Raw genomic sequence first — 22,665 nt, forward strand, 5'->3', positions numbered from 1 at the left:
TATTTTAGCGGGGTGAATTCAACCAACATGAGATACTATTTATCGATCAGCTTATGGGTTCTGGGACTCTGCACAGCTCTTGGTCAAGAAGAAGATAAAGTAAATCCTGACGATTTAGCCTTTCCTGATGAATATGAACAGATAGAAATAGACTCGGTTTTATCCATTCGCCTGCCAGCTGATTTTATGGAAATGAGTGATGATGAAGAAGGTATTCACTCTGAGTATTGGTTTGGTTATGGAGAAAATGACATGTCCTACATCGTTCATCGTGCAGAAACTGATGAGTTGATATGCCTGCGTAATAGAGCAGAACTCAAGGAATACTACATTGAAACTGTAAGGGATTGGAAGGATTCAGAAATAGGTATGAAGGTCAAATATGATTCACGCTTTATACATCAAGGAGTTTATCAAGGTGTTTTTGAATTTGAGCAATACGATATTGACGATCAAGTTACGTATCACAATGACTATCGTCTGATACAGGTCAGGGACAAGTTATATCAAATTGGCATCGTACAACCCATAGCTACTCACAACAAAGAGAAAAATGATTTGTTCTTTAACAGTATCACGATTGCACCAAAATTTACAGGAGAAGGACAGTATATGACTTGCAACCCACTGGATGGGTTGTTTTCTAAAGATGAGCCTTCAACAGCCTATCAACAAGGCTATTTCATCGGCACCTTTATTGGTATGGCCATCTGTATCCTTATTCCTATTGGACTTATCGCACTGGTTGTTTTCCTCGTGGTACGCAGTCAAAAGAAAAATAAAAACGCTGACGCTGACGCCTGGAATCAGGAACATTAATTAGCTTTCTAGATAGTCATTGAGTGCCAGCGCTAATTCGGGATATTTAAATTGGTATCCCGCCTTTTCTATTTTCTCGCTACTTACGTACTGGCTCCCCAATACAATGATGGCCATTTCTCCTAGCATGAGCTTCAACATAAATTTGGGTACATTGGGGAGGAACACAGGCTTACCCAATACTTTTCCAATAGTTTCAATCATAGCTCTGTTCCGTACTGGCTGGGGTGCAACACCATTGTAAACACCCGCCAGCTGATTTTCTGACAGGTAAAGGAAAATCCCCGCCAAATCGTCCACTGCAATCCAGCTTTGCCACATTTTACCATTACCAAACCCTGCCCCCGCATATAATTTAACAGGCTTTGCCATCTGTTCCAGAGCACCGCCTTCCCCAGCCAGTACAATACCTATGCGCACAATCGAGTGTTGTAATCCCAATTCCTTAAATTGAAAACCTATACTTTCCCAGGCTAGACAAACCTCGGCCAAAAAAGAATCGTCGGCAGGTGGCACGTCCTGCTCCTTCATGGATTCACCGTTTTGCTGGCTTGGATAGATTCCGACGGCACTGGCGGTAATGACATGCTTGACTTGATGGTCATTGCGCTCCAAGAGATTGAGCAATAATTGGGTGCTATCCAACCTGCTCGACATGATTCTTTTTTTCACCTCATCCGTCCAACGCTGAAATACGCTTTCTCCAGCCAGGTGAATGATCGCATCTACCCCTTCAATACAGGAGTCGTCGATGATCATTTCCTTGACATCCCAAAGAAATCCCTTATAATCTGGCTGATTTTCCAGGGCTTCTGTTCTGGTACTTAAATAGTGTACCTGATGTCCGTGCTGCCTAAAAAGATCTGCTACCTTAGAGCCTACTAAACCAGTGGCCCCTGTTATCAATACTTTCATGCCTCTAAGTTAAGCTTGGGTCATGAGATGGAAGGACAGGTTGGTAACAAATTAACATGTAATTATTGAAGATCATTTTTTAAACAATTCCATTCCTTGGTCAATAAAACAGACAAAAACCGCCCAACAGATATTTAATCTTGGGGCGGCAAGTGCTTTTTGATATTCAAGTTTAAAGTCTGATAATCATTTCAGTATCTTTCTCAAAATCAAATTTAGCGTCCCCCCAGGTGGGTGGTCCATAGCTCATTGGATTATTGCTCATGCCGTAATCTTCTTCTGGCATTCCAGCATTAGAATAGTCCATCCTGCCATTGCCGTTCATGTCATGTAGCACTAATACAGCGTAAGTGCCTACAGGAACATCTTCAAATACAGCTGTCGCTTGGCCTTCCTTTATTTCGACTTTGGCAGTTTTAAAGGCTGCAGCTTTGAGAAACTGATCCTGCGTACTCAGGGAAATGACAATATGGCCATCATCAGTTTTTGCATTGTTAATTTTAACGGTAAGTTGGTGAGTGTCTTGAGCCATTGCAAAAGAAGCGATCAACAGAATAATGGAGGTAAATAAAAATTTCATGATATATAGTTTTTGTTGTTTGATGGTACAAATATGTGTTATCGCTTTCGCGAAAGCGGAATCCAACCTACCGAACCGTCAAATGTGTCTACTGAAATGTAATTTTCTCGCTTTACTGCATAAAAATTGTGCACAAATACAGAAATAACTACTTGAAGGATGATGGGGCACCTAATGTCTTTTTGTATTTTAAAGCGCCTAATTAATTGGAATAGCCATGGTAAAGTTTGGAATACTCGGATTGGGAAAAATTGCCCATAAGTTTGCATCAGATCTCGCGTTGGTTACAGGTTGCCAGTTATATGCCGTGGGATCGCGCAGTATGTCAAAGGCCAAGGAATTTGCCGAAAAACATGCCGCAACAATTTATTATGATAATTATACAGCCCTGATTCAGGATCCTGAGGTAGATGTCGTTTACGTGGCAACGCCTCATGTATTTCATTATGAATACAGTATGATGTGCTTGAAGGCTGGTAAAGGAGTGCTATGTGAAAAACCGCTGGGGATGAATTCGCAACAAGTGGAAGAAATGATTTGCTTAGCCCAGGAACAACAAGTTTTTCTCATGGAAGCCATGTGGACCAGATTTATTCCTGCCACCCATAAGTTATTGGAACTTTTGGATCAACAGGTCATCGGGAAAATCACAAACTTTCAGGCAGATTTTGGGTTCCGTGCTCCTCAAAATCCAAATGACAGGGTTATCCATCCTTCTCTAGGCGGTGGATCGTTGCTGGACATTGGTATTTATCCGATTTATTTAGGGCAACTGGTGTTAGGAAAACCAATTGATATCAAAGCTAGTGCTCAACTTTCGCAGACTGGTATTGACCTGCAATGTGCCATACTGACCACTTATCAAAAGGGTGCTATAGGCATATTGCATTCCTCCCTCATCTCCAATACCCCAACAGAAGCTATATTCTATGGCGAACTTGGCCAAATTAAGTTACACTCCAGATTTCATCACACCCAGAAAATTAGTCTTCAATTAAAGGATGGTACAGAGCAGGTCTTTGACCTACCCTATTCTGGACAAGGATATGTGCATGAGATTGTGGAAGTGCGTGATGCCATAAATAATGGAGCAACTGCTAGTCATCTTCATTCTCTGGAGAATAGTCGGCAATTGATGGAAACATTGGATGACATCCGAAACATTATAGGACTTACTTACCCAGCAGATAGTTAAAATCGTCTGCCACCCTGGCCAGCTGATACTTGAACGGAGTGCATGGAAAAAGACCTGTTTTAATGCATATGTATTGCTGTCTAGGACTAAGTTTTTAATCCAATGCCCCCCCGAGTCTATATTTACTATTGGGTGAGGTAAAAAACAAAAGATCAACCGTAAAATACGATTGACCTTTCATCTTCTGGCTGACTCAAATTTTTATTGTTGTGTATATACTCTTACCCAGTCGATTCCATAAAAAGCTTCATTGGGTATGTTATTTTCATCCAGATTTTGACCATTGAAAAAATCACCACCGATAGCCAGGTTCAGAATGATATTCTGTTGTTTGTCAAACATATCATCTATGTATTGACTATCAGCATCTGTATAGGTTTTAACTGTGCTGCCGTCAAATAACATTTCTAGTTCGTTTTGACTCCAGATCAATTCAAAGATGTGCCATTCTGTGGTAATATCTTCTCCTATCATATTGTTGGACGTCAAGGTTGCACTGTTGGTCAATGGTGTTCCCGCCGTGTCACCGTAAAAGATATTGGTGACATATTGATCTGTAGCATTTCCTCTAAATTCGAGGATATCAATTTCGCCCTGCGTAGGCCAAGGATCGCCAAAACTCCAGAAAGCAGGCCAAAGACCTTCACCCGCCGGCAACTTCACCCGAGCTGCAAACCTTACTACTCCGTTGGCAAATGCTTGCGGACCAAAAGTGCGATTGGTTGTCAATCGGCCGCTAGTAAAATTGAAACTACGCTGGGTATTATCAAATGGAGTGACATCCCCAGTAGCGGCTTCTCGTTTACTTCTTAAATAAAGAACACCTGCTCTTGTGGCGATGTTTTCCATTTGGTAAAGTTGTAACTCATTATTGAACGCGCCACCTTCCCAAGAACTCCAAAGATCCAGTCCTGTTTCAAACTCCTCGCTCCATTCCAATTGCCAACCCGCAGGTGCCTCGGTACGATTGATTCCTCCCACTGCTGTAAAATCAGGTAATCCGTTCTGATTCCCTACATTGACAAAATCTGCAGGATCTATAGTTTGGGAGCCGTCATCGGGTGTTTCTCTGGCAAAATCAGGTGATGTATCACACCCGATAAATAAAATAAGACTTAATAATCCTAACCACATCTTATGCATAACAATTCGTTTTATTTAAAATCATCCATTAAAAATTACGATCTTCAGAATTAGTACAAGTAAAACTGTGGATTCCTTGATAGTAAAGATCAGAAAACTTAGCGAATTAGTCGAGGCCCCATGTGGGAAATTACTACGCAAATCTGTCATTTCCTTCATTGATTTTACCAAGTACATCCACTATTGAATTTTCCAGAATTGTTATGGTTTCAAACCATTACCTGACCGCCAATTGATATATTTACCAGATGAATAAATTGTATTGGATCCTTATTCTGAGTATTTGTTGGTCCTGTGCTGATCAGACTAAGAAAATAGATGATAGCACAGTTTTTAGGTATAACGAACATGCCAACATCACCAGTTTGGACCCTGCCTTTTCCAAAGACCAGCGCAATATTTGGGCTTGTAATCTTATTTATAACGGATTGGTTCAATTGGACAACCAGATGAAAGTAGTACCAGATTTGGCTACAGAGTGGGAGGTTTCGCCAGATGGGCTTCAGTATAACTTCCAACTCAAAAAAGGAATTTATTTCAATCGAGCAGGCCAGCAAGCACCTGAACTTACATCTGCAGATGTCAAATACTCGTTGGAAAGGCTGCGTGATCCGCAATTAGCTTCACCAGGAGCTTGGGTCTTGGAACGAGTAAATGACATTGAGATAGTGGATGATTACCAAATACAAATAAGTTTAGACCAACCTTTCCCTGCTTTTTTGGGCATGCTGAGTATGAAGTATTGCAGTGTGGTTCCAGAGGGAAGCGGCACTGAATTACGCAATCAACCCATAGGCACAGGACCATTTTACCTGAAACGCTGGGAAGAAAATGTCAAAATGGTGTTGAGGCAAAATCAATCGTACTGGGAAACCGATGCAGGAGGGAATTCATTGCCCTACCTGGAAGCCGTAGCTATCAGTTTTAAGAATGACAAGCAGAGCGAATTTTTAGAGTTTGCTCAAGGTAATCTGGATTTTATCAATGCCATAGATCCTAGCTATAAAGACGAATTACTTACGACCACTGGAAATCTGAAGGAGAAATACATCCACAGCATCGATCTGGTAAAAGCACCTTATCTCAATACAGAATACCTGGGTATAAAAATTGACAATCCTGTCCAGGAACTTCAAAACCCTAATTTGCGAAAAGCCATGAACTTGGGCTTTGATCGAGATAAGATGATCAAATATCTGCGCAACAACATCGGCACTCCGGCGGTGCATGGTTTTATTCCGCAAGGATTGCCAGGCGGTGGTATTGTGCAAGGTTATACGTATGATCCAAAACTAGCCAGGGAACTGGTCACTCAATACAAAGAAGAAACTGGCGATCAGAACCCCAGCATTACCATCAGTACAGGAGCCAATTACCTGGATTTATGTGAGTACATCCAAAAAGAATGGCAAAAGATAGGAATCACAGTAGAAATTGAGGTCATGACACCGTCGACTTTACGTCAAGCAAGAAAGGTGGGGCAATTGGATGTCTTTAGAAGTAGCTGGATAGCCGATTATCCTGATGCCGAAAACTATCTGGCCTTATTCTATTCCGATAATTTTTCCCCTAAGGGTTCTAATTATACACACTTCAGTAAAAAACAATATGATCAATGGTATGAAACCTCACTCAGCACCACAAATGATTCCATCAGACAATCTTTGTATGTCGCCATGGATAGTTTGATTATAGCTGAAGCACCTATCATCCCTCTCTACTACGATCAGAGTGTCCGTTTTATCTCAAAGAATGTCAAAGGCTTGGAAAGTAATCCGGTCAATATGTTAGACTTAACAAGAGTTTACAAAAATTAATGTAAGCTGCTCCTTGGTAACTGGACTAGTCCTATATGTATAGACTAATTTTAATGATGGTAGGTATGGGGTTGCCGGCAATAACTATGATTTTTAACTTCGATTCAGCCAGTGATCTGGGTAAATGGTACACCGTCAACGATACCGTGATGGGAGGCATTTCGTCCAGCAGATTTGAGCTCAATGAGGAGGGACATGCCCTATTTACTGGAAATGTTTCTACAGCCAATAATGGCGGATTTGCCTCTGTGCGTTTTGATGCTGGCCATATAAAAACGGAAGGTTTCACCCACATCATTCTGAAAATAAAAGGGGACGGCTCCACTTATCAATTTCGCCTCAAGCATCAAAAAAGTGATCGCCATTCTTATGTCTATGATTTTGACACCTCAGGCAAGTGGGAAAGCATTACGATTCCGCTCAGCGAATTATCTCCGCAATTCAGGGGAAGAAAATTGAGTATGACGGATTTTGAGGAAGATGCTTTTGAAGAGCTAGGCATATTGATTGGCAACAAAAAAGATCAATCTTTTCAATTAATGATTGATCAAATCCGCATGGAATAAAAAAACCGCCCATATCGGACGGCTTTTATTAAAATTTATAGAACTATTATAGTTTCAGACTGATACCTAAAATAATTTGTTCAGGTCGTGTATCAATACTGAATCGGTCTGAGGAGAGCACATTTTCATCAATGAAGCTCACTTCATTCTCAGTAAAACCACGCTCGTATCGCAGGTCAATTCCCAAATTTCCAAAATTCACGCCCACACCGAATTGCGCTCCTACTGTAAAATCTTCCATTACATCATCCACTTCAACGTTTTCCAACTCAGTTTCAATAATATATTGAAGTGAAGGACCAGCAAAAACATGTAGAGGACCCACTACATCTATACCAACTAAAATAGGCGCATCCAATTTGTGAACGTCAAATGCCCTACCATCGTATTCACTATTCAAATTGGTATATAACAACTCAGGCCTGAAATACACCCTGCCTAAATCTGCTTTGACAAATAAACCTACATGATATCCCAATTTATCATCAGGATCATCAAGTATGGTGCGGCCATCCTGTTTTAAGTCCCCAGTAGAACCATAATTAGGACCCGCTGTTATACCGAATCCACTTTCCGTTTGTGCCGTGGCCAGACCTCCAACTGCCAGAAGGGCAATGATCAATAACTTTTTCATAGACTTTTTTTATTATAACGCCTTTACCAGTAAATTTATTGACTAAAATGCCTCTAATTATAGGTTTTAACCCGCTTTTGGGAAAAGTACCTATGCATCACTTTCATTACACAACAGACTGTGAATAAAAACTTTAACATTTATTTTAAATCGATCAATCATTGGCACATATAAATTTGTATCAACAATTAATGAGATTGTAATTGAGTATGTTTACGACGACATCACAAGTACCGCTTTCGCGAAAACTGATCACCACCCTAATTAAAAAAGGTACCGAGGTGACTGAAGCCATAAACGCTACGGTTAAGGAACATGGGATCACGCTTCAACAGTTCAACGTGCTACGTATTTTAAGAGGTCGTAAAGGAGCAGTGGCAAGCCTACAAGATGTAAGCAAGGATATGATACATGCCAATTCCAACACCACCAGGGTCATTGACAAGCTTGTGGACAAGAAGTATGTCAAACGAGTGCAATGTCCTACCGATCGCAGACAAATTGAACTCACCATTACTGAGGGAGGTTTAAACCTTTTAAAAATCTTGGATGAAAAAGTTGACGCTACTGAAGAGCAGTTGACGCAAAACCTTGATGAAGTCACCATGAAATTTTTGCTGGAACAATTGAATAGATTATAAAAATTTTACCCTATACATGTACCTACAAATAACATATAAACAAATTAAATAATTTCTATCAATATCTAATAATTAAATCCGCTTTCCTAGTGGCCTGATAAGCCTGAGAAAGCACAAACCTAAAAAACATGAAAACAGTAAACACCACAGAAAGTACAGCACACTGGACCGGAAAAAAATTTGGCGGAAGCCACAATGGCTCTATTCATCTGAAATCCGGCTCCCTTGAATTTGATGGAGAACGATTAACTGGTGGCGAATTTGTCATCGATATGCAAAGCATCAGCGTGTCAGATCTGAGCGGTGAATCAAAAGAAAAACTGGAAGGACACCTCAAGAGTGATGATTTCTTTGCTACAGACGCACACCCAACAGCAAGCCTTGTTTTTACCGAGGTGACACAGAAAGAAGGACATGCATCAGTTACGGCAGACTTGACCGTCAAAGGCATTACTCATCCAATCAGTTTTGACTTGAAGCTGGACAACAACAGTGCTTCTACTTTACTCAACATTGATCGTAGTAAGTACGATGTGAAATATGGATCTAAAAGCTTTTTCAAAGGACTGGGAGACAACTTCATCTATGATAATTTTGAAGTAGAAGTGAACTTGGTTTACTAAATATCCTCTTATCTTTCAACAATATCCCAAAATCCAAAAGGTTTTGGGATTTGTGCTTTATAGCGGTCGGGTTCAACGCTCCTTTTCTATCTTTACCTTTTTAGAATCAACAAAACCTTTTTAGAATCAACAAATGCTGATCACAGTAACCATAGGTACTATCATCGTTTTAATCTTTATCCGGATCACCTCGGGTCAACTCAAACGAAGTGGAGATAAGAGGCGAAATTATACTGCAGGGTTGAGACAACGAATGAGAAAAGGAAATATCAATAGAAAATGAAGATTTATACCAAGACAGGAGATCAAGGAACCACGGCATTATTTGGAGGTACCAGGGTCCCCAAACACAATTTACGTATTGACAGCTACGGAACGGTTGACGAACTTAATTCCTGGATGGGTCTGATACGTGATCAACCTGTTAGCGAACAGGCCAAAAAAAATATCATTCAGATACAGCAGCATTTGTTTACTATTGGTGCTATACTAGCAACTCCGCCTGAAAAAGCGCTCCTGAAAAACGGGGAAGAACGCTTGAATATCTCAAAAATTAGTGACGACGACATCCTGATGTTAGAAAGAGAGATGGATGAAATGGATCGCGAGTTACCGCCCATGACTCATTTTATTTTACCTGGAGGTCATACCTCCGTGTCATACTGTCATATCACTCGTACTGTTTGTAGGCGGGCAGAGCGATTGGCGTCAGAGCTCCATGAACATGCACCCATCGATCCACAGGTCTTAAAGTATTTGAACCGACTTTCTGACTACCTCTTTGTACTGGCACGCAAATTGTCAAAGGATCTACAAGCCGAAGAGATAAAATGGATCCCAGAAAAAAATTGATTTGCGCGGTTAAAAAGTAAATACAATCATTGACTTTTTTATTATCGCAAGATCTCCAGTGGGGCAACTGATGCACATTTTCAGCCAAACATTTTGATTTTCAAAAGCTTATACGCTCTTGCAAATCTTGAAATCATAAAGTAAAAATTAACTTGCAAAATTCGACGATAAGTTTATTTTTGCAAAAAACTTAACGAGTAAAACTATGTATTGGACACTAGAACTTGCATCTTATTTAAGTGATGCACCTTGGCCGGCAGAAAAGGACGAATTGATTGATTATGCAATTCGTACTGGAGCGCCTCTTGAGGTAGTGGAAAATCTACAAGCGATTGAAGATGAGGGAGATCTCTACGAGAGCATCCAAGAGATTTGGCCTGATTATCCAACAGATGAAGATTACCTCTGGAATGAGGATGAATATTAACGATCAGTGATCGTGGGAAAAGTCTCGTCAAGAGACTTTTTTTTTGCTTTAATTTTAGAACTTAGCACGGGCAGTGAGAAATTATTAAACTGCTTTAAATCAAACATATAAATATTATGGGACTATTAGATTCCGTATTGAAGGTATTTGTGGGCGACAAGTCCAAGAAAGATATCAAGGATATACAACCCTTTGTGGATCAAATCCTCGCGATCGAACCACAAATGGAAAAATTGACAATTGATGAATTGAGGAATAAAACCTTGGAATTCAAGGAGAAAATCGCTTCCGCGAAAGCGGATACCTTACAATCCATCAACGAACTTAAAGAACAAGCCGAGAACGAGCAGGACATTGACAAACGCGAAGAGCTCTATAACGAAATTGACCGATTGGAAGATGTGGCCTATGAACAAGCCGAAGTCGTCCTCAATGACATATTAGCTGAGGCTTTTGCCGTCGTCAAAGAGACCGCTAAACGCTTCTTCCACAATGAGGAAATTCGCGTGGTAGCCACAGCAAGAGATCGCGAACTTTCTGGTGAAAAAGATTATGTGCGTCTAGATGGAGACCACGCGGTTTGGAGCAATTCTTGGGATGCGGCCGGAAAACCCATTACCTGGGACATGATCCATTATGATGTACAATTGATCGGTGGTACTGCCCTACACCAAGGTAAAATTGCCGAGATGCAAACTGGGGAAGGAAAGACACTCGTCGCTACACTACCTGTTTACCTCAACGCCCTTACCGGAAATGGGGTTCATGTCGTTACTGTGAACGATTACCTGGCCAAACGTGACGGTGCCTGGATCGGGCCGTTATTTGAGTTTCACGGTTTGACCATTGATTGTATCGATTATCACAAGCCTAATTCTGAGGAAAGAAGACAAGCTTACCTGGCCGACATCACCTACGGTACCAACAATGAGTTTGGTTTTGATTACCTCAGAGATAATATGGCCCATGCACCAAAAGACCTGGTGCAACGCAAACACAATTATGCTATCATCGATGAAACAGACTCCGTATTGATCGACGATGCCCGTACTCCATTGATTATTTCAGGACCTGTACCTCAAGGAGATCGTCAGGAATTTGATGTATTAAAAGCACCTGTTGAAAATATAGTGAGCGTTCAGCGAAAGGAATTGACGCAAACTTTGGCTTTGGCCAAAAAACTTATAGGTGAAGGCGATACCAAGGAAGGTGGAAAGGAATTGTTACGTGTTTACCGCGGATTACCTAAGAACAAGGCCCTGATCAAATACCTGAGTGAAGAAGGAATCAAGACCTTGTTGCAAAAAACTGAAAATTTCTATATGCAGGACAACAATCGCGAGATGCCTAAGGTGGATGAAGCCCTGTATTTTGTGATTGATGAAAAGAACAACCAGGTTGAATTAACGGATAAAGGTATTGAGTACCTATCCGGTAAGGATGATCCGGACTTTTTTGTCATGCCAGAAGTCGGCATGGAAATTAACCGTATTGAACAAGCAGGTCTTTCCAAAGAAGAAGAAGCCGAAAAGAAGGAAGAGTTATTCCGTGAATTTGCCGTCAAATCCGAGCGTATTCATACCCTGAACCAGTTACTAAAAGCCTACACACTTTTTGAAAAAGATACAGAATATGTAGTGATGGCTCATGATAAACGTACTCCAAACGGTATTGTATCTGAGGAACAGGTGATGATCGTTGACGAGCAAACCGGTCGTATCATGGAGGGAAGACGTTATAGTGACGGACTGCACCAGGCCATTGAAGCTAAAGAAAATGTCAAAATTCAGGATGCGACGCAAACTTTTGCGACCATCACCTTGCAGAACTACTTCAGAATGTATAAAAAACTGGCGGGTATGACAGGTACCGCAGTGACAGAAGCAGGTGAATTTTGGGAGATCTATAAACTCGATGTTGTGGAAATCCCCACCAACAAACCAATTGCCAGAGATGACAGACAGGATCTCGTGTATAAAACTAAGAGAGAAAAATATGGTGCCGTCATTGAAGAGGTGACCAAGCTACAGAAAGAAGGTAGACCCGTGTTGATTGGTACAACTTCTGTAGACATTTCTGAATTATTGAGCCGCACCTTACAACGTGCAGGCATCGACCATAACGTTCTAAATGCCAAGCAGCACAAAAAAGAAGCAGATATCGTGGCTCAGGCGGGTAATCCTGGACAAATCACCATCGCCACCAACATGGCTGGTCGTGGAACAGATATCAAATTGTCAGATGAAGTAAAAGCAGCCGGCGGACTCGCCATCATCGGAACCGAGCGTCATGATTCACGTCGCGTTGACCGCCAGCTAAGAGGTCGTGCGGGTCGTCAAGGTGATCCAGGAAGCTCGCAGTTCTATGTTTCTCTGGAAGACAATTTGATGCGTCTGTTTGGTTCTGAACGTATGGCCAAAACCATGGATAGATTAGGCATGAAGGAAGGTGAAGTGATCCAGCATTCCATGATTTCCAAATCTATTGAACGCGCCCAGAAAAAAGTAGAGGAAAATGCTTTTGGTGTACGTAAACGATTGCTGGAATACGATGATGTGATGAATGCACAGCGTGAGGTAATTTACAAGAGAAGACACAATGCACTATTCGGAGATAGGCTTGCTGTAGATATAGCCAATATGATCTATGATATCGCCGAGAACATTACGGAAACCAACAAATTAGCTCAGGATTTCAAGAATTTTGAGTTTGAAGTAATTCGTTATTTCTCAATGAGCAGTCCGATCTCTGAAGACGAGTTCAAGAATAAGTCGGATCAAGAAATTGCACAATCGCTGTATAAGTCCGCCTATGATCACTATAAGGAGAAAATGGAACGTACAGCTGAAGAAGTTTTCCCTGTGATCAAAAACGTCATGGAAAACGAGGAACGCACCTATGAACGAATTGCAGTTCCATTTACAGATGGCATCAAAACGCTGAACGTAGCTACTAATTTAAAGGATGCTTATGATTCAGAAGGACGCTCACTGGTCACTGATTTTGAAAAGAATATTACGCTGGCTATTATAGATGATGCCTGGAAAACGCATCTACGTAAGATGGACGAATTAAAACAAAGTGTTCAGTTGGCCGTACACGAGCAAAAAGACCCATTGTTGATCTATAAGTTTGAAGCCTTTGAACTCTTTAAAGAAATGATCGACAAAGTCAATAAAGACGTGATCGGCTTTATGTTTAAAGGGGACCTTCCTACACGTGACAGTCAGGCCATCAGTGAGGCCAAACAGCGCAAAGTAGAGAAAACGCGAACACAAAAAGAGGAAGTGCTCAATAGTGATGAACAAGCAGCTCAAGCCAGGGCTGTAGGTGCAGGTGCCAGTCGCCAGCAGCAAAGACCTCAAGTGACTGAGACAATTACCAGGGAACAACCTAAAATTGGTCGTAATGAAAAAGTGGTAATCAAAAACATCATGACTGGTGAAACCAAGGAAACCAAGTACAAATCGGCTTTACCCCTGATCAACAAAGGAGAATGGGTACTGGACCGCAAGGCTTGATCCATTATTAGCGCTACTGAATTTTATGGTAGTGCGATGCAAATAGTTGCTGAAATTTAAAAGTGGCTGTCCAAAAGCTTTGTAAACATTAATGTTGTTAGTCTGAGCTCGTAGAAGACGTTTTGAAAATCAAAAAGTAAAAAACTTCGACCGGTTCAGTTTGATATCATCAAGTTTCCTTTTGGACAGCCACTTTTGTTGTATATTTTTAAGGCAAGATCATCATTTGTAGAAAGCTCAAATGATGACCCCTTCCCTATCCATACTTTATATGTTGATCACGTTAAAAACTCGCCAGTTAACAGCTTGCTAACAGACCGGGTCGTCCATGGAATTTATCTTACAACAAAAAACCATGAGCGACAGATCCAAAGACGAGACCTACGACGAATTCTATAATGTAGTTAATATGACTCCGAGCGAATTGGAAGATTGGTTGGAAACCGACAAATCCAAAAGTGTAGGAAAAGACAGTGGTGATGGAGAATCCATCGGTCATAAATCTGGAAGAAAGATCATCAAAATCAAACGAAAGAAGAAAGATGAATTGACCGATGCCAATTATGACCACATGAATGAAGTTATCGGATACGTGCACCGACACACCGCACAAAAACCTAGCAGTGATATCAAGGAAAGCGACTGGCGTTACAGCCTCAAAAACTGGGGCCACGATCCCTGCAAAGAGATGGATTGCTAGAATTCTTTTCTAATTAAATCAATAAGCCGATTTTCATCTTGCCGTTGAAGGTCAGCTTTACGTTCTATCCTTGGCAAATTCATTATTTTTAAAGTCTATAAACCCCAACTATGAAACCCATTGTTAAAAATATAATTGGCGTTGTAACAGGTTTAATTGTAGGCAATGTTATTAATTTGACTTTGGTCCAGTTGGGCAGCAGTATACTTCCCATTCCCGGTGTAGATCCCAATGATTTAGAAGCATTGGCTGAAGCAGCACCCAACCTTGAAGCCAAATATTTTATTTTCCCTTTTTTGGCCCATGCCCTCGGAACGCTAAGTGGCGCTTTTATTACTGCTTTAATCGCTGCCAGTTATAAAAGAAATCTGGCCATGCTCATTGGCGTTTTCTTTTTGCTAGCGGGAATTGCCGTTAATTTTATGGTTCCGGGCCCTTTTTGGTTCAGTGCAGTAGATATATTATTGGCCTATCTTCCAATGGCTTGGTTAGGTTATAGATTGGCCCTGAGGCTTCAAAAAAAGAAGTGATTTGGCTGGAATTCCATCACATATCAATCCAAAGTCAAAAAGGTCAAAAAGGTCAAAAGCGACTCCTGATATCGGCCAATTATTTGACCAACTTAAAGCTGGTGAAATCAGTGCTTTGAGTCAGGCGATTACCTTGGTAGAAAGTACTGCTCCCAAAGATCACGCTTTCGCGAAAGCGATCTTACAGCGATGCTTGCCACTTTCGGGTAGCTCTTTTAGATTGGGTATCACGGGAGTTCCAGGCGTTGGCAAATCTACTTTTATAGAATCTTTGGGGAAGCTTTTGATTGGACAGGGAAAGAAGCTTGCAGTGCTGGCCATTGATCCGTCCAGTGGGATATCCCAAGGGAGTATTTTGGGTGACAAAACCCGGATGGAAGAATTGGTCAAAAGCGATCAGGCTTTTATACGACCCAGTCCGGCTGGCAAAACCTTGGGGGGTGTGGCACGTAAAACCAGGGAAGCGATTATCCTATGTGAAGCCGCAGGTTACGATTTTATTATCGTAGAAACGGTTGGCGTGGGACAAAGTGAAACGGCGGTCCATAGTATGACGGATTTTTTCCTGCTTCTTAAACTAGCAGGTGCTGGGGATGACTTACAGGGTATTAAACGCGGTATCATGGAAATGGCAGACGGCATCGTGATCAACAAGGCCGATGGAAACAACCAAACCGCAGCAAAACACGCCCAACGAGAATTCAGGAATGCCTTACATCTTGTACCTCCCAAAAATCAAGATTGGCAGACCAAGGTCTATACTTGTAGCGCCTTGGAGCAAAATGGAATTCAGGAAATACTTGATGAAATAAACAATTATGAGTCTAAGATGCGGGCACAGTACAGTTTTAGCGCTAAAAGACAGGACCAAGAACTGTACTGGTTGCATCAAACCATCGAGGACCAGCTGATGAACCATTTCTTTACAAAGACAGCAGTGAGCGAAGCATTGGCTTCCCTGGAAAAAGAAGTGTTGGATAAAAAGATCACGCCCTTTGAGGCGGCTGAGAAGTTGCTGGCGATCGGTACTAGCTAATGGTTGTGGATACGCCGTATCTCGCTTTCGCGAAAGCGTAAACCCATATAAATACAATTCCTAATAAAGTTCCCATCACACAGCCCATTAGGACATCTCCCAAATAATGCACGCCTAAATATACCCTGCTGTAAGCTACCAATCCAGCCCAGACCAACATCACGACAGCGATTGCTTTGTGCTTGCGACGCAATAAGAACCATAAAAAAGTAGCCAGTGCTACGGCATTACTAGCATGGCCGCTGTAAAAGCCGTAGGTACCGCCACTACGCCCAACTTTAGATATCTGATCTTTAAGTCCTGGTTCACGAAACGGTCTGAAGCGTTCTATTCCATCCTTAAATAAACCTGCCAACTGATCTGAAAATGTGATGAGCAAGGCGATACAGATAAGTGAAATGATCAGATTGCGTACACCTAATTTTTTATAGAGGATAAACAATACCAATACATACAAAGGAATGGCCGACAATTTATGGGTGATGACATTGAAAAAAAGATCCACCCAGTCGTTTCCCCAATCGTTTAGAAAAAGGGTTGCCTCCCAATCCAATTCTTTAACGGTTTCCATTATTCCTCGTAAAGTTGCATTTGTTCGTCATAAAAACGGCTGGCTTCTTCAATCAGGTTTTTGGTCTCCTCTTCCAGCAAATCTTTATCGGCATTTGATATTTCCTCCAGAAACTCGATGCTATCATCTTTTAAATTAATGACAAATCGCGGGTATTCCAGGTGGATGACAAAAATATCTTCGGGAAAATGGACGTTATCGCCCATGAGGAATCTGGGAAGTGACATGATCTTGCTTGTTTAAAAATTGGTAGGGTCATGCCCCACGGGCTTCAAGGCATGTTTTGACATCCTTATAAACTTGCTGCAATTTAATGATTAGTATAAAGTCTTAAGGGAAATCAGGGACAAAAATGAATTCGAATCCATTAACTTTGTTTTATGCAACGAAAACTAAGAGCTGACAATCTTCAAAAGTCCTATAAAGGCAGACCAGTGGTCAAAGGTGTATCGTACGAGGTCAATCAAGGCGAGATCGTCGGGCTGTTGGGTCCCAATGGAGCCGGAAAAACCACTTCTTTCTACATGACGGTAGGTTTGGTTAAGCCTACTGGAGGAGACGTCTGGCTGGACCAGCAAAAGATTACCAAGTATCCGATGTATAAACGGGCGCAAAGTGGGATTGGTTATTTGGCGCAGGAAGCTTCTATTTTCAGAAAGTTGACTGTTGAAGAAAATATTTTGGGTGTGTTGCAGCTTACCGATCTTTCCAAAAAAGAACAAAAAGAGCGTTGTGAACGATTGTTAGAGGAATTCAGTCTTCAGGATCGTCGCAATCGCAACGGAGACTTGTTGAGTGGTGGTGAGCGCAGACGTACGGAAATTGCACGAGCGCTGGCTACCGACCCTACTTTTATTTTATTGGATGAACCTTTTGCTGGAGTAGATCCGGTGGCAGTTGAGGACATACAACGTATTGTCGCCCAGCTTACCAAAAAGAACATTGGCATTCTTATTACCGACCACAATGTGCAGGAAACCCTCGCTATTACAGACAGAACCTATCTGATGTTTGAAGGACGTATTCTTAAACATGGAAGCCCTGAGGAGTTGGCAGAAGACGAGGTGGTACGTCGGGTGTATTTGGGACAAAATTTTGAACTGCGCAAAAAGAAGATTTTCCAATAGGATTATAGAAACCAATTGCACCAACAAGAAAGCTCTAACAATCTTAAACTGCTGTGGATGAATACATCTGTACACCTACTATATGGCCTTTAAGGCTTGGCTAATTATTTATTTTTCTACTGCTAGCATTTTATTCAAAAACGCTGTCTTTCCTACAGTTATCTCACAAAATGATGCCCTTTAGTTTGTTCGGATTTGTAAAAAAAGGAAAAAAAATGAACTTTTTGCTGATTTTTCCGTCATTAGAGTAAAGACTGCCTTTTAGACCATATTAGACCATAGATAACTAGAACTTGGACGACCGCGAAATCATATCAAATTATCAATCAGGCGACCGCAAGGTGATCAGCCATCTTATTGAAAGATACCATCAATCGTTCTGCTCTAAAGCCTATTGGATACTCAAAGACAAAGATCAATCAAAAGATGTGGTACAAGAGTCGTGGATGGTGATCATGGATAAATTACATGGTCTCAGAAACCCAGATGCCTTTTCATTTTGGGCCATGCGCATAGTAAGCAATAAATGCATGGACCTTTTGAATCAAAACAATGTGCAACGATTGAATGAGCATACCCTAAAAAATGAGGTGGAAGAACACTCAATAGACGATAAGCAAGAGGCACTCAAATTAGCGATTGAGCAGCTAACAGTAGAAAAACAACATGTGATCCAATTATTTTATGTGCAACAATATGCGGTCAGCGATATCGCCGAAATACTGAACATATCTCAAGGCACCGTAAAGTCCCGATTATTCAATGCCCGGAAAAAACTTAAAACAATACTTAAAAATTAGAAATTATGAAAACAGAACAAGTAGATCAACTCATCAAGGACACATTAACCAAGGAAGAAGCAAAATTCTACGACAGCCTGGAAGAACAAAATTTATGGGGCATGATCAAGGGCCTGTATAAAGGAAAAAACACCTGGTGGGTTCTGGCTATGAATATTTTTAACATCTTGGTTTTCGGCGCTTTGCTATACTTTATCATAGAAAGCTTTGACGAAGAAAACACCAATAACTTAATCAATTATTGGGGGGTCATTTTATTATGTTTTATCACGATGAGCATGATCAAAATACATATGTGGATGCATATGCATAGGAACGTGGTCACCAGAGAAGTCAAAAGGTTGGAGTTGCAAGTTTCCTCCCTCTCGCATCAGCTCAAATCAAAAACTGAGCATAAGATCTAAACTTTTTGGGATGGTTTTCTCAACCATTGATAAATTAAGCTCATCAATATATAGATCAGGATAACGCAAGGAATGGCATAGATCTTCAAGGTGGCGATCAAAACAATGGAGATACAGATAAAAGCATAGCGGATCTTATTGCCAGCCAAACCCCAATTTTTGAATTTTAAGGCAAATAAAGGCAACTCTGCGTTGAGTATATAAGTAGAAAATAATGTCAAGCCTAGCAATATATAAGGATTGGTTAAGGTTTCAAAAAGCCAAGTGATTTGAGTCTGTTGGGCCAAAATACCCAACGAAATGATGAATATGGCATTGGCTGGAGTGGGAACCCCAATGAATGAATCGGTTTGTCGATCATCGATATTAAACTTTGCCAAGCGGTAGCAACTTCCCAAGGTGATTAAAAAACCCAACAGTGCTAACCATGCAGTGGGCTCGTCGATAATAAAAATTCTATCATCCTGATCCCATACATTTAGGCCCACGGCATCCTTCAACATTTGAAACATGGCAATACCAGGAACAAGTCCACTTGTGACCATATCTGCCAGCGAATCTAGTTGGGTTCCCAAAGGACTGGAGACCCTCAGCGTACGAGCGACCAAGCCATCAAAAAAATCAAAAAATATTCCTGCTCCGACAAAAATTCCTGCCATCAAAAGATCATCTTGAAAGGCATACAAGGCCGCTATACAACCGCACAATAGATTGAGTAGCGTGATCAAGTTGGGTAAAAATGACTTCATTTTACAAATATGCAGTTTTTTAGCGATGTCTTACCCTTCTAACCGTGCAATATCCGCAGATTTTGGCAGTTATTAAGAGAGAAACCTAGATATTTGCACGAGCTTAAGAATTCCGATTGAGAGCATATTTCCTATTCACGATCCTTTTGGCAACCGCGTTCGCGAAAGCGCAGACCTCCCGAGCCTATTCCAATGAATTCCTCAATATAGGAGTGGATGCTGCGGCTTTGGGTATGAGCAATGCTGTTGTGGCTAGCACAGATGATGTCAATTCAGGTTACTGGAATCCCGCAGGATTGATGCGTATGGAAGAGCAGGAAGTATCCTTGATGCACGCGAGTTATTTTGCCAATATCGCCCAATATAACTACGGTGCATTTGCTATGCCAGTGGACGATCAAAGTGCGTTTGCTTTTTCGGTGATACGATTTTCTGTGGACGATATTTTAAATACCACCCAGTTGATTGATGACCAGGGCAATATCAATTATGATCGAATATCTACCTTCTCCACTGCTGATTGGGCTTTTAGCTTCTCTTATGCACGTGAAGCCAAATTGGATGGTTTTTCCTATGGCGCTAATGCCAAAGTAATCAGAAGGGTGATCGGTGATTTTGCGAGTTCGTGGGGTTTTGGACTGGATCTAGGAATGCAATTTAAGCGAGGTGACTGGCAGCTGGGGTTCATGGCCAGGGATATCACCACCACCTACAACACCTGGAATATAGATGAAGAGGAGTTTGCCAGCATCAGTGATGCGGTACAGGATCAAAATCAAGAATTACCTGAAAATACCGAGATTACCTTGCCCAAATTACAGTTGGGACTGGCCCGACAATTTACCTTTCACTACGATCACGTTCTAACTGCCGAACTAGATCTCAACATGCGATTTATACAGACAAACGATATCATCTCTAGTAGTTCGGTGAGCGCAACCCCAGCTATAGGTCTGGAGTATGGTTTTATAGACTTGGTTTTTGTAAGGGCAGGTGTGGGAAATTTTCAAAATGTCCAGCAATTGAATGGAGAGGATGACTTGAATTTTCAACCCAATATTGGTATTGGATTTAAGTATAAAGGTATCTCGGTAGATTATGCATTGACGGATATCGGTGATTCGAGTGAGGCCCTTTATTCCAATGTATTTTCGGTAAATATTGATTTGTCTGTATTTAGCCGTTAACTTTTTGCCTCTAAATTAAAGGCTTAACCTTGGTGTAATTTCCATGCACCCTTTACTTTTACAAAAAAAACATTTGAAAGCTACTAGCTTACTTCTTGCCTCTTGCTCTGGGATACTGTTTTGGTTGGGGTGGCCTACCTATGGTTTTGCTGGATTGCTTTTTATTGCGTGGATACCATTATTACTTGCAGAAAGACGTATCCGGCTATCTACTACCAAAAGAAAGACAATCCGCGTATTAGGACATGCGTATCTGACCTTTTTTATCTGGAATATAGCGACTACCTACTGGTTGTATTTTTCTACAGCTTTTGGGATGTGGTTTGCCGTTCTGGTGAATTCATTACTCATGAGTCTGGTGTTTCTTGGGTATCATTTAATGGCAAAAAAAGTTGGGCAAGCTGCGGGTCTAAGTTTTTTGGTCTGTTTGTGGATAAGTTTTGAACGTCTCCATTTGCACTGGGACTTTTCATGGCCATGGCTCAATTTAGGCAATGGATTCAGTGAGCAGGTAGGTTGGATTCAATGGTATGAGTACACGGGAACATTTGGTGGAACTATATGGGTATGGATAGTGAATATAGCCTTGTTTTTAAGCCTATTCCCCATACCAAAACACGATGAAAAATTTGTTCGACCGACTTTCAAGTTCATCTTAAAGCGCACTTTGCTACCCATCGGATTATTGGTTGTGCCCGTGCTCATTTCCCAAGCCTTAGTTTGGGACCCCATTTCATTTCAAAAAGGCAACGGAACTGAAGTAGTTATTATACAACCTAACATCGATCCGTACGAAGAAAAATACGAGATGGACAATGATAGCATCGTGAAATTGATCATGACGCTAGCTGAGAATAAACTTCAACCTTCTACCCAATTTTTAATCACTCCAGAAACTGTATTGGCCGACAACATTCAGGTCAGAAACCTTAAGGAAATTCCGTATGATCCAAATATCCAAAAATTGCGATCAAAGTTAGCGGCTTATCCGCAACTCAATTACCTGGGAGGAATCTCCATGGCCGAGATTTTCAGGGATGAATCAAGATACGGTCCACAAAGCAATACAGCCAATGATGGTCGAACCTTTTACAACGATTACAACAGCGCTATTTTTCTTAAGGCCGACCGTGATCCTCAATTGTACCATAAATCTAAGTTGGTAGTAGGTGTAGAAAACTTTCCGTATAAAAATATATTGGAACCTATCTTAGGCAACGCGATGCTAGACCTGGGAGGAACCGTAGCTACAAAAACCACACAGGAAGACCGATCAGTGTTTGAGTCGGCTGAAGGTATTAAGGTAGCCCCTATCATCTGTTATGAATCCGTATACGGGGAATTTGTTACGGACTATGTGAACAATGGCGCACAATTTCTTGCCATTATTACCAATGATGCCTGGTGGGGTAATACGCAAGGACATCAACAACATCTAAGCCTGGCTAGATTACGTGCTATCGAAAACAGACGCTGGATTGCTCGCAGTGCCAATACAGGTATCAGCGCCATCATTAATGACAAAGGTGATGTTGTACAATCCTTAGGTTATGAGCAACAAGGCAGTTTAGCAGGAAAAATCAGGCCCAGGTGTGAACTGACTTTCTACAGTAAACACGGTGATTATATCGCCAGAATTGCTGGTATGATGGCCGTGTTTATTCTATTATTTAGTGTATTGCGTAGAGGGAAGCTAAAAAGGAAATGACGCAAGGCCCGGTCAGGAGGATCAAGCCTAGCCTTTTCTTTTATCATCATTCTTTTCATCTTATGTTTAGGAACCACTTACTACCAAGGCTCAAATATCAAAAATGAGCTCATTCCAACA

Annotated in this window: 24 protein-coding genes; 17 read left to right on the top strand and 7 right to left on the bottom strand. The window is 41.3% G+C overall.

Annotated elements, in window-relative coordinates; translation table 11 throughout:
- Positions 1-27 precede the first annotated feature (27 nt).
- On the top strand, positions 28-819 hold the full coding sequence (locus tag EGM47_RS10960) for a hypothetical protein (protein WP_124980869.1): 792 nt from the start codon (positions 28-30) through the stop codon (positions 817-819).
- Here EGM47_RS10960 and EGM47_RS10965 read toward each other — a convergent pair whose 3' ends face one another.
- Complete coding sequence (locus EGM47_RS10965) at positions 820-1,734, bottom strand: TIGR01777 family oxidoreductase (RefSeq protein WP_124980870.1); 915 nt, start codon at positions 1,732-1,734, stop codon at positions 820-822. It lies immediately after the preceding gene.
- Positions 1,735-1,906: 172 nt separating this feature from the next.
- Entirely contained in the window at positions 1,907-2,314 is a 408-nt protein-coding gene (locus tag EGM47_RS10970) for a DUF2141 domain-containing protein (protein ID WP_124980871.1), read from the bottom strand.
- Positions 2,315-2,531: 217 nt separating this feature from the next.
- On the opposite strand from EGM47_RS10970, the gene EGM47_RS10975 reads away from it, so the two are divergent.
- The gene (locus tag EGM47_RS10975) at positions 2,532-3,509 is read left to right on the top strand and encodes a Gfo/Idh/MocA family protein (RefSeq protein ID WP_124980872.1); all 978 of its coding nucleotides are present in this window, start codon (positions 2,532-2,534) and stop codon (positions 3,507-3,509) included.
- A 201-nt stretch (positions 3,510-3,710) separates the two neighbouring features.
- Here EGM47_RS10975 and EGM47_RS10980 read toward each other — a convergent pair whose 3' ends face one another.
- A complete protein-coding gene (locus tag EGM47_RS10980; protein ID WP_124980873.1) occupies positions 3,711-4,652 on the bottom strand; it encodes a glycoside hydrolase family 16 protein in 942 nt (313 codons plus the stop codon).
- A 248-nt stretch (positions 4,653-4,900) separates the two neighbouring features.
- Between EGM47_RS10980 and EGM47_RS10985 the strand changes: the two genes are divergently transcribed.
- Complete coding sequence (locus EGM47_RS10985) at positions 4,901-6,469, top strand: ABC transporter substrate-binding protein (RefSeq protein ID WP_124980874.1); 1,569 nt, start codon at positions 4,901-4,903, stop codon at positions 6,467-6,469.
- Positions 6,470-6,555: 86 nt separating this feature from the next.
- Positions 6,556-7,035 (top strand): CIA30 family protein, encoded by a 480-nt coding sequence (locus tag EGM47_RS10990; RefSeq protein WP_124980875.1) that lies wholly within the window; start codon positions 6,556-6,558, stop codon positions 7,033-7,035.
- Between the two features lie 46 nt (positions 7,036-7,081).
- On the opposite strand, the gene EGM47_RS10995 is transcribed toward EGM47_RS10990, so the two are convergent.
- Complete coding sequence (locus EGM47_RS10995; RefSeq protein ID WP_124980876.1) at positions 7,082-7,669, bottom strand: porin family protein; 588 nt, start codon at positions 7,667-7,669, stop codon at positions 7,082-7,084.
- A gap of 209 nt (positions 7,670-7,878) precedes the next feature.
- Here EGM47_RS10995 and EGM47_RS11000 point away from each other — a divergent pair, with 209 nt between their 5' ends.
- The 8 genes from EGM47_RS11000 to meaB all read left to right on the top strand — a co-directional run bounded on the left by EGM47_RS11000 (position 7,879) and on the right by meaB (position 15,999).
- Positions 7,879-8,310 (top strand): MarR family winged helix-turn-helix transcriptional regulator, encoded by a 432-nt coding sequence (locus tag EGM47_RS11000; RefSeq protein WP_124980877.1) that lies wholly within the window; start codon positions 7,879-7,881, stop codon positions 8,308-8,310.
- Positions 8,311-8,438: 128 nt separating this feature from the next.
- Entirely contained in the window at positions 8,439-8,933 is a 495-nt protein-coding gene (locus EGM47_RS11005) for a YceI family protein (protein ID WP_124980878.1), read from the top strand.
- Between the two features lie 279 nt (positions 8,934-9,212).
- Positions 9,213-9,785 (top strand): cob(I)yrinic acid a,c-diamide adenosyltransferase, encoded by a 573-nt coding sequence (locus EGM47_RS11010; protein ID WP_124980879.1) that lies wholly within the window; start codon positions 9,213-9,215, stop codon positions 9,783-9,785.
- A 205-nt stretch (positions 9,786-9,990) separates the two neighbouring features.
- Positions 9,991-10,212: a DUF2795 domain-containing protein gene (locus tag EGM47_RS11015; RefSeq protein WP_124980880.1), complete on the top strand. Its 222-nt coding sequence runs from the start codon at positions 9,991-9,993 to the stop codon at positions 10,210-10,212.
- Between the two features lie 116 nt (positions 10,213-10,328).
- A complete protein-coding gene (gene secA, locus EGM47_RS11020) occupies positions 10,329-13,733 on the top strand; it encodes a preprotein translocase subunit SecA (RefSeq protein ID WP_124980881.1) in 3,405 nt (1,134 codons plus the stop codon).
- Between the two features lie 355 nt (positions 13,734-14,088).
- Positions 14,089-14,433 (top strand): DUF3140 domain-containing protein, encoded by a 345-nt coding sequence (locus EGM47_RS11025; protein ID WP_124981199.1) that lies wholly within the window; start codon positions 14,089-14,091, stop codon positions 14,431-14,433.
- Between the two features lie 110 nt (positions 14,434-14,543).
- Positions 14,544-14,963, top strand: a complete 420-nt coding sequence (locus tag EGM47_RS11030; RefSeq protein WP_124980882.1) for a hypothetical protein — start codon at positions 14,544-14,546, stop codon at positions 14,961-14,963.
- 1 nt (position 14,964) lies between these two features.
- A complete protein-coding gene (gene meaB, locus EGM47_RS11035; protein ID WP_164510862.1) occupies positions 14,965-15,999 on the top strand; it encodes a methylmalonyl Co-A mutase-associated GTPase MeaB in 1,035 nt (344 codons plus the stop codon).
- Here meaB and EGM47_RS11040 read toward each other — a convergent pair.
- Both EGM47_RS11040 and EGM47_RS11045 read right to left on the bottom strand, forming a co-directional pair.
- Positions 15,992-16,570, bottom strand: coding sequence for a phosphatase PAP2 family protein (locus tag EGM47_RS11040; protein WP_124980883.1), 579 nt, complete (start codon positions 16,568-16,570; stop codon positions 15,992-15,994). The two genes, meaB and EGM47_RS11040, sit on opposite strands and share 8 nt — an antisense overlap.
- Entirely contained in the window at positions 16,570-16,797 is a 228-nt protein-coding gene (locus tag EGM47_RS11045; protein ID WP_124980884.1) for a hypothetical protein, read from the bottom strand. Before EGM47_RS11045 ends, EGM47_RS11040 begins: the two co-directional genes overlap by 1 nt.
- A gap of 153 nt (positions 16,798-16,950) precedes the next feature.
- On the opposite strand from EGM47_RS11045, the gene lptB reads away from it, so the two are divergent.
- From lptB to EGM47_RS11060, 3 genes are all read left to right on the top strand, one after another.
- Positions 16,951-17,697, top strand: coding sequence for an LPS export ABC transporter ATP-binding protein (gene lptB, locus EGM47_RS11050; RefSeq protein ID WP_124980885.1), 747 nt, complete (start codon positions 16,951-16,953; stop codon positions 17,695-17,697).
- A 293-nt stretch (positions 17,698-17,990) separates the two neighbouring features.
- Positions 17,991-18,497, top strand: coding sequence for an RNA polymerase sigma factor (locus EGM47_RS11055; RefSeq protein ID WP_124980886.1), 507 nt, complete (start codon positions 17,991-17,993; stop codon positions 18,495-18,497).
- 5 nt (positions 18,498-18,502) lie between these two features.
- On the top strand, positions 18,503-18,901 hold the full coding sequence (locus tag EGM47_RS11060; RefSeq protein WP_124980887.1) for a DUF6768 family protein: 399 nt from the start codon (positions 18,503-18,505) through the stop codon (positions 18,899-18,901).
- Here EGM47_RS11060 and EGM47_RS11065 read toward each other — a convergent pair.
- Complete coding sequence (locus EGM47_RS11065) at positions 18,898-19,650, bottom strand: CDP-alcohol phosphatidyltransferase family protein (RefSeq protein ID WP_124980888.1); 753 nt, start codon at positions 19,648-19,650, stop codon at positions 18,898-18,900. The genes EGM47_RS11060 and EGM47_RS11065 overlap by 4 nt on opposite strands.
- A 116-nt stretch (positions 19,651-19,766) precedes the next feature.
- Between EGM47_RS11065 and EGM47_RS11070 the strand changes: the two genes are divergently transcribed.
- Complete coding sequence (locus EGM47_RS11070; protein ID WP_124980889.1) at positions 19,767-20,837, top strand: putative type IX sorting system protein PorV2; 1,071 nt, start codon at positions 19,767-19,769, stop codon at positions 20,835-20,837.
- Positions 20,838-20,910: 73 nt separating this feature from the next.
- A complete protein-coding gene (gene lnt / locus EGM47_RS11075) occupies positions 20,911-22,545 on the top strand; it encodes an apolipoprotein N-acyltransferase (protein ID WP_317126891.1) in 1,635 nt (544 codons plus the stop codon).
- The last annotated feature ends 120 nt before the right edge of the window (positions 22,546-22,665 follow it).

The organism is Nonlabens xiamenensis (genome assembly GCF_003865345.1).
GTDB lineage: Bacteria > Bacteroidota > Bacteroidia > Flavobacteriales > Flavobacteriaceae > Nonlabens > Nonlabens xiamenensis.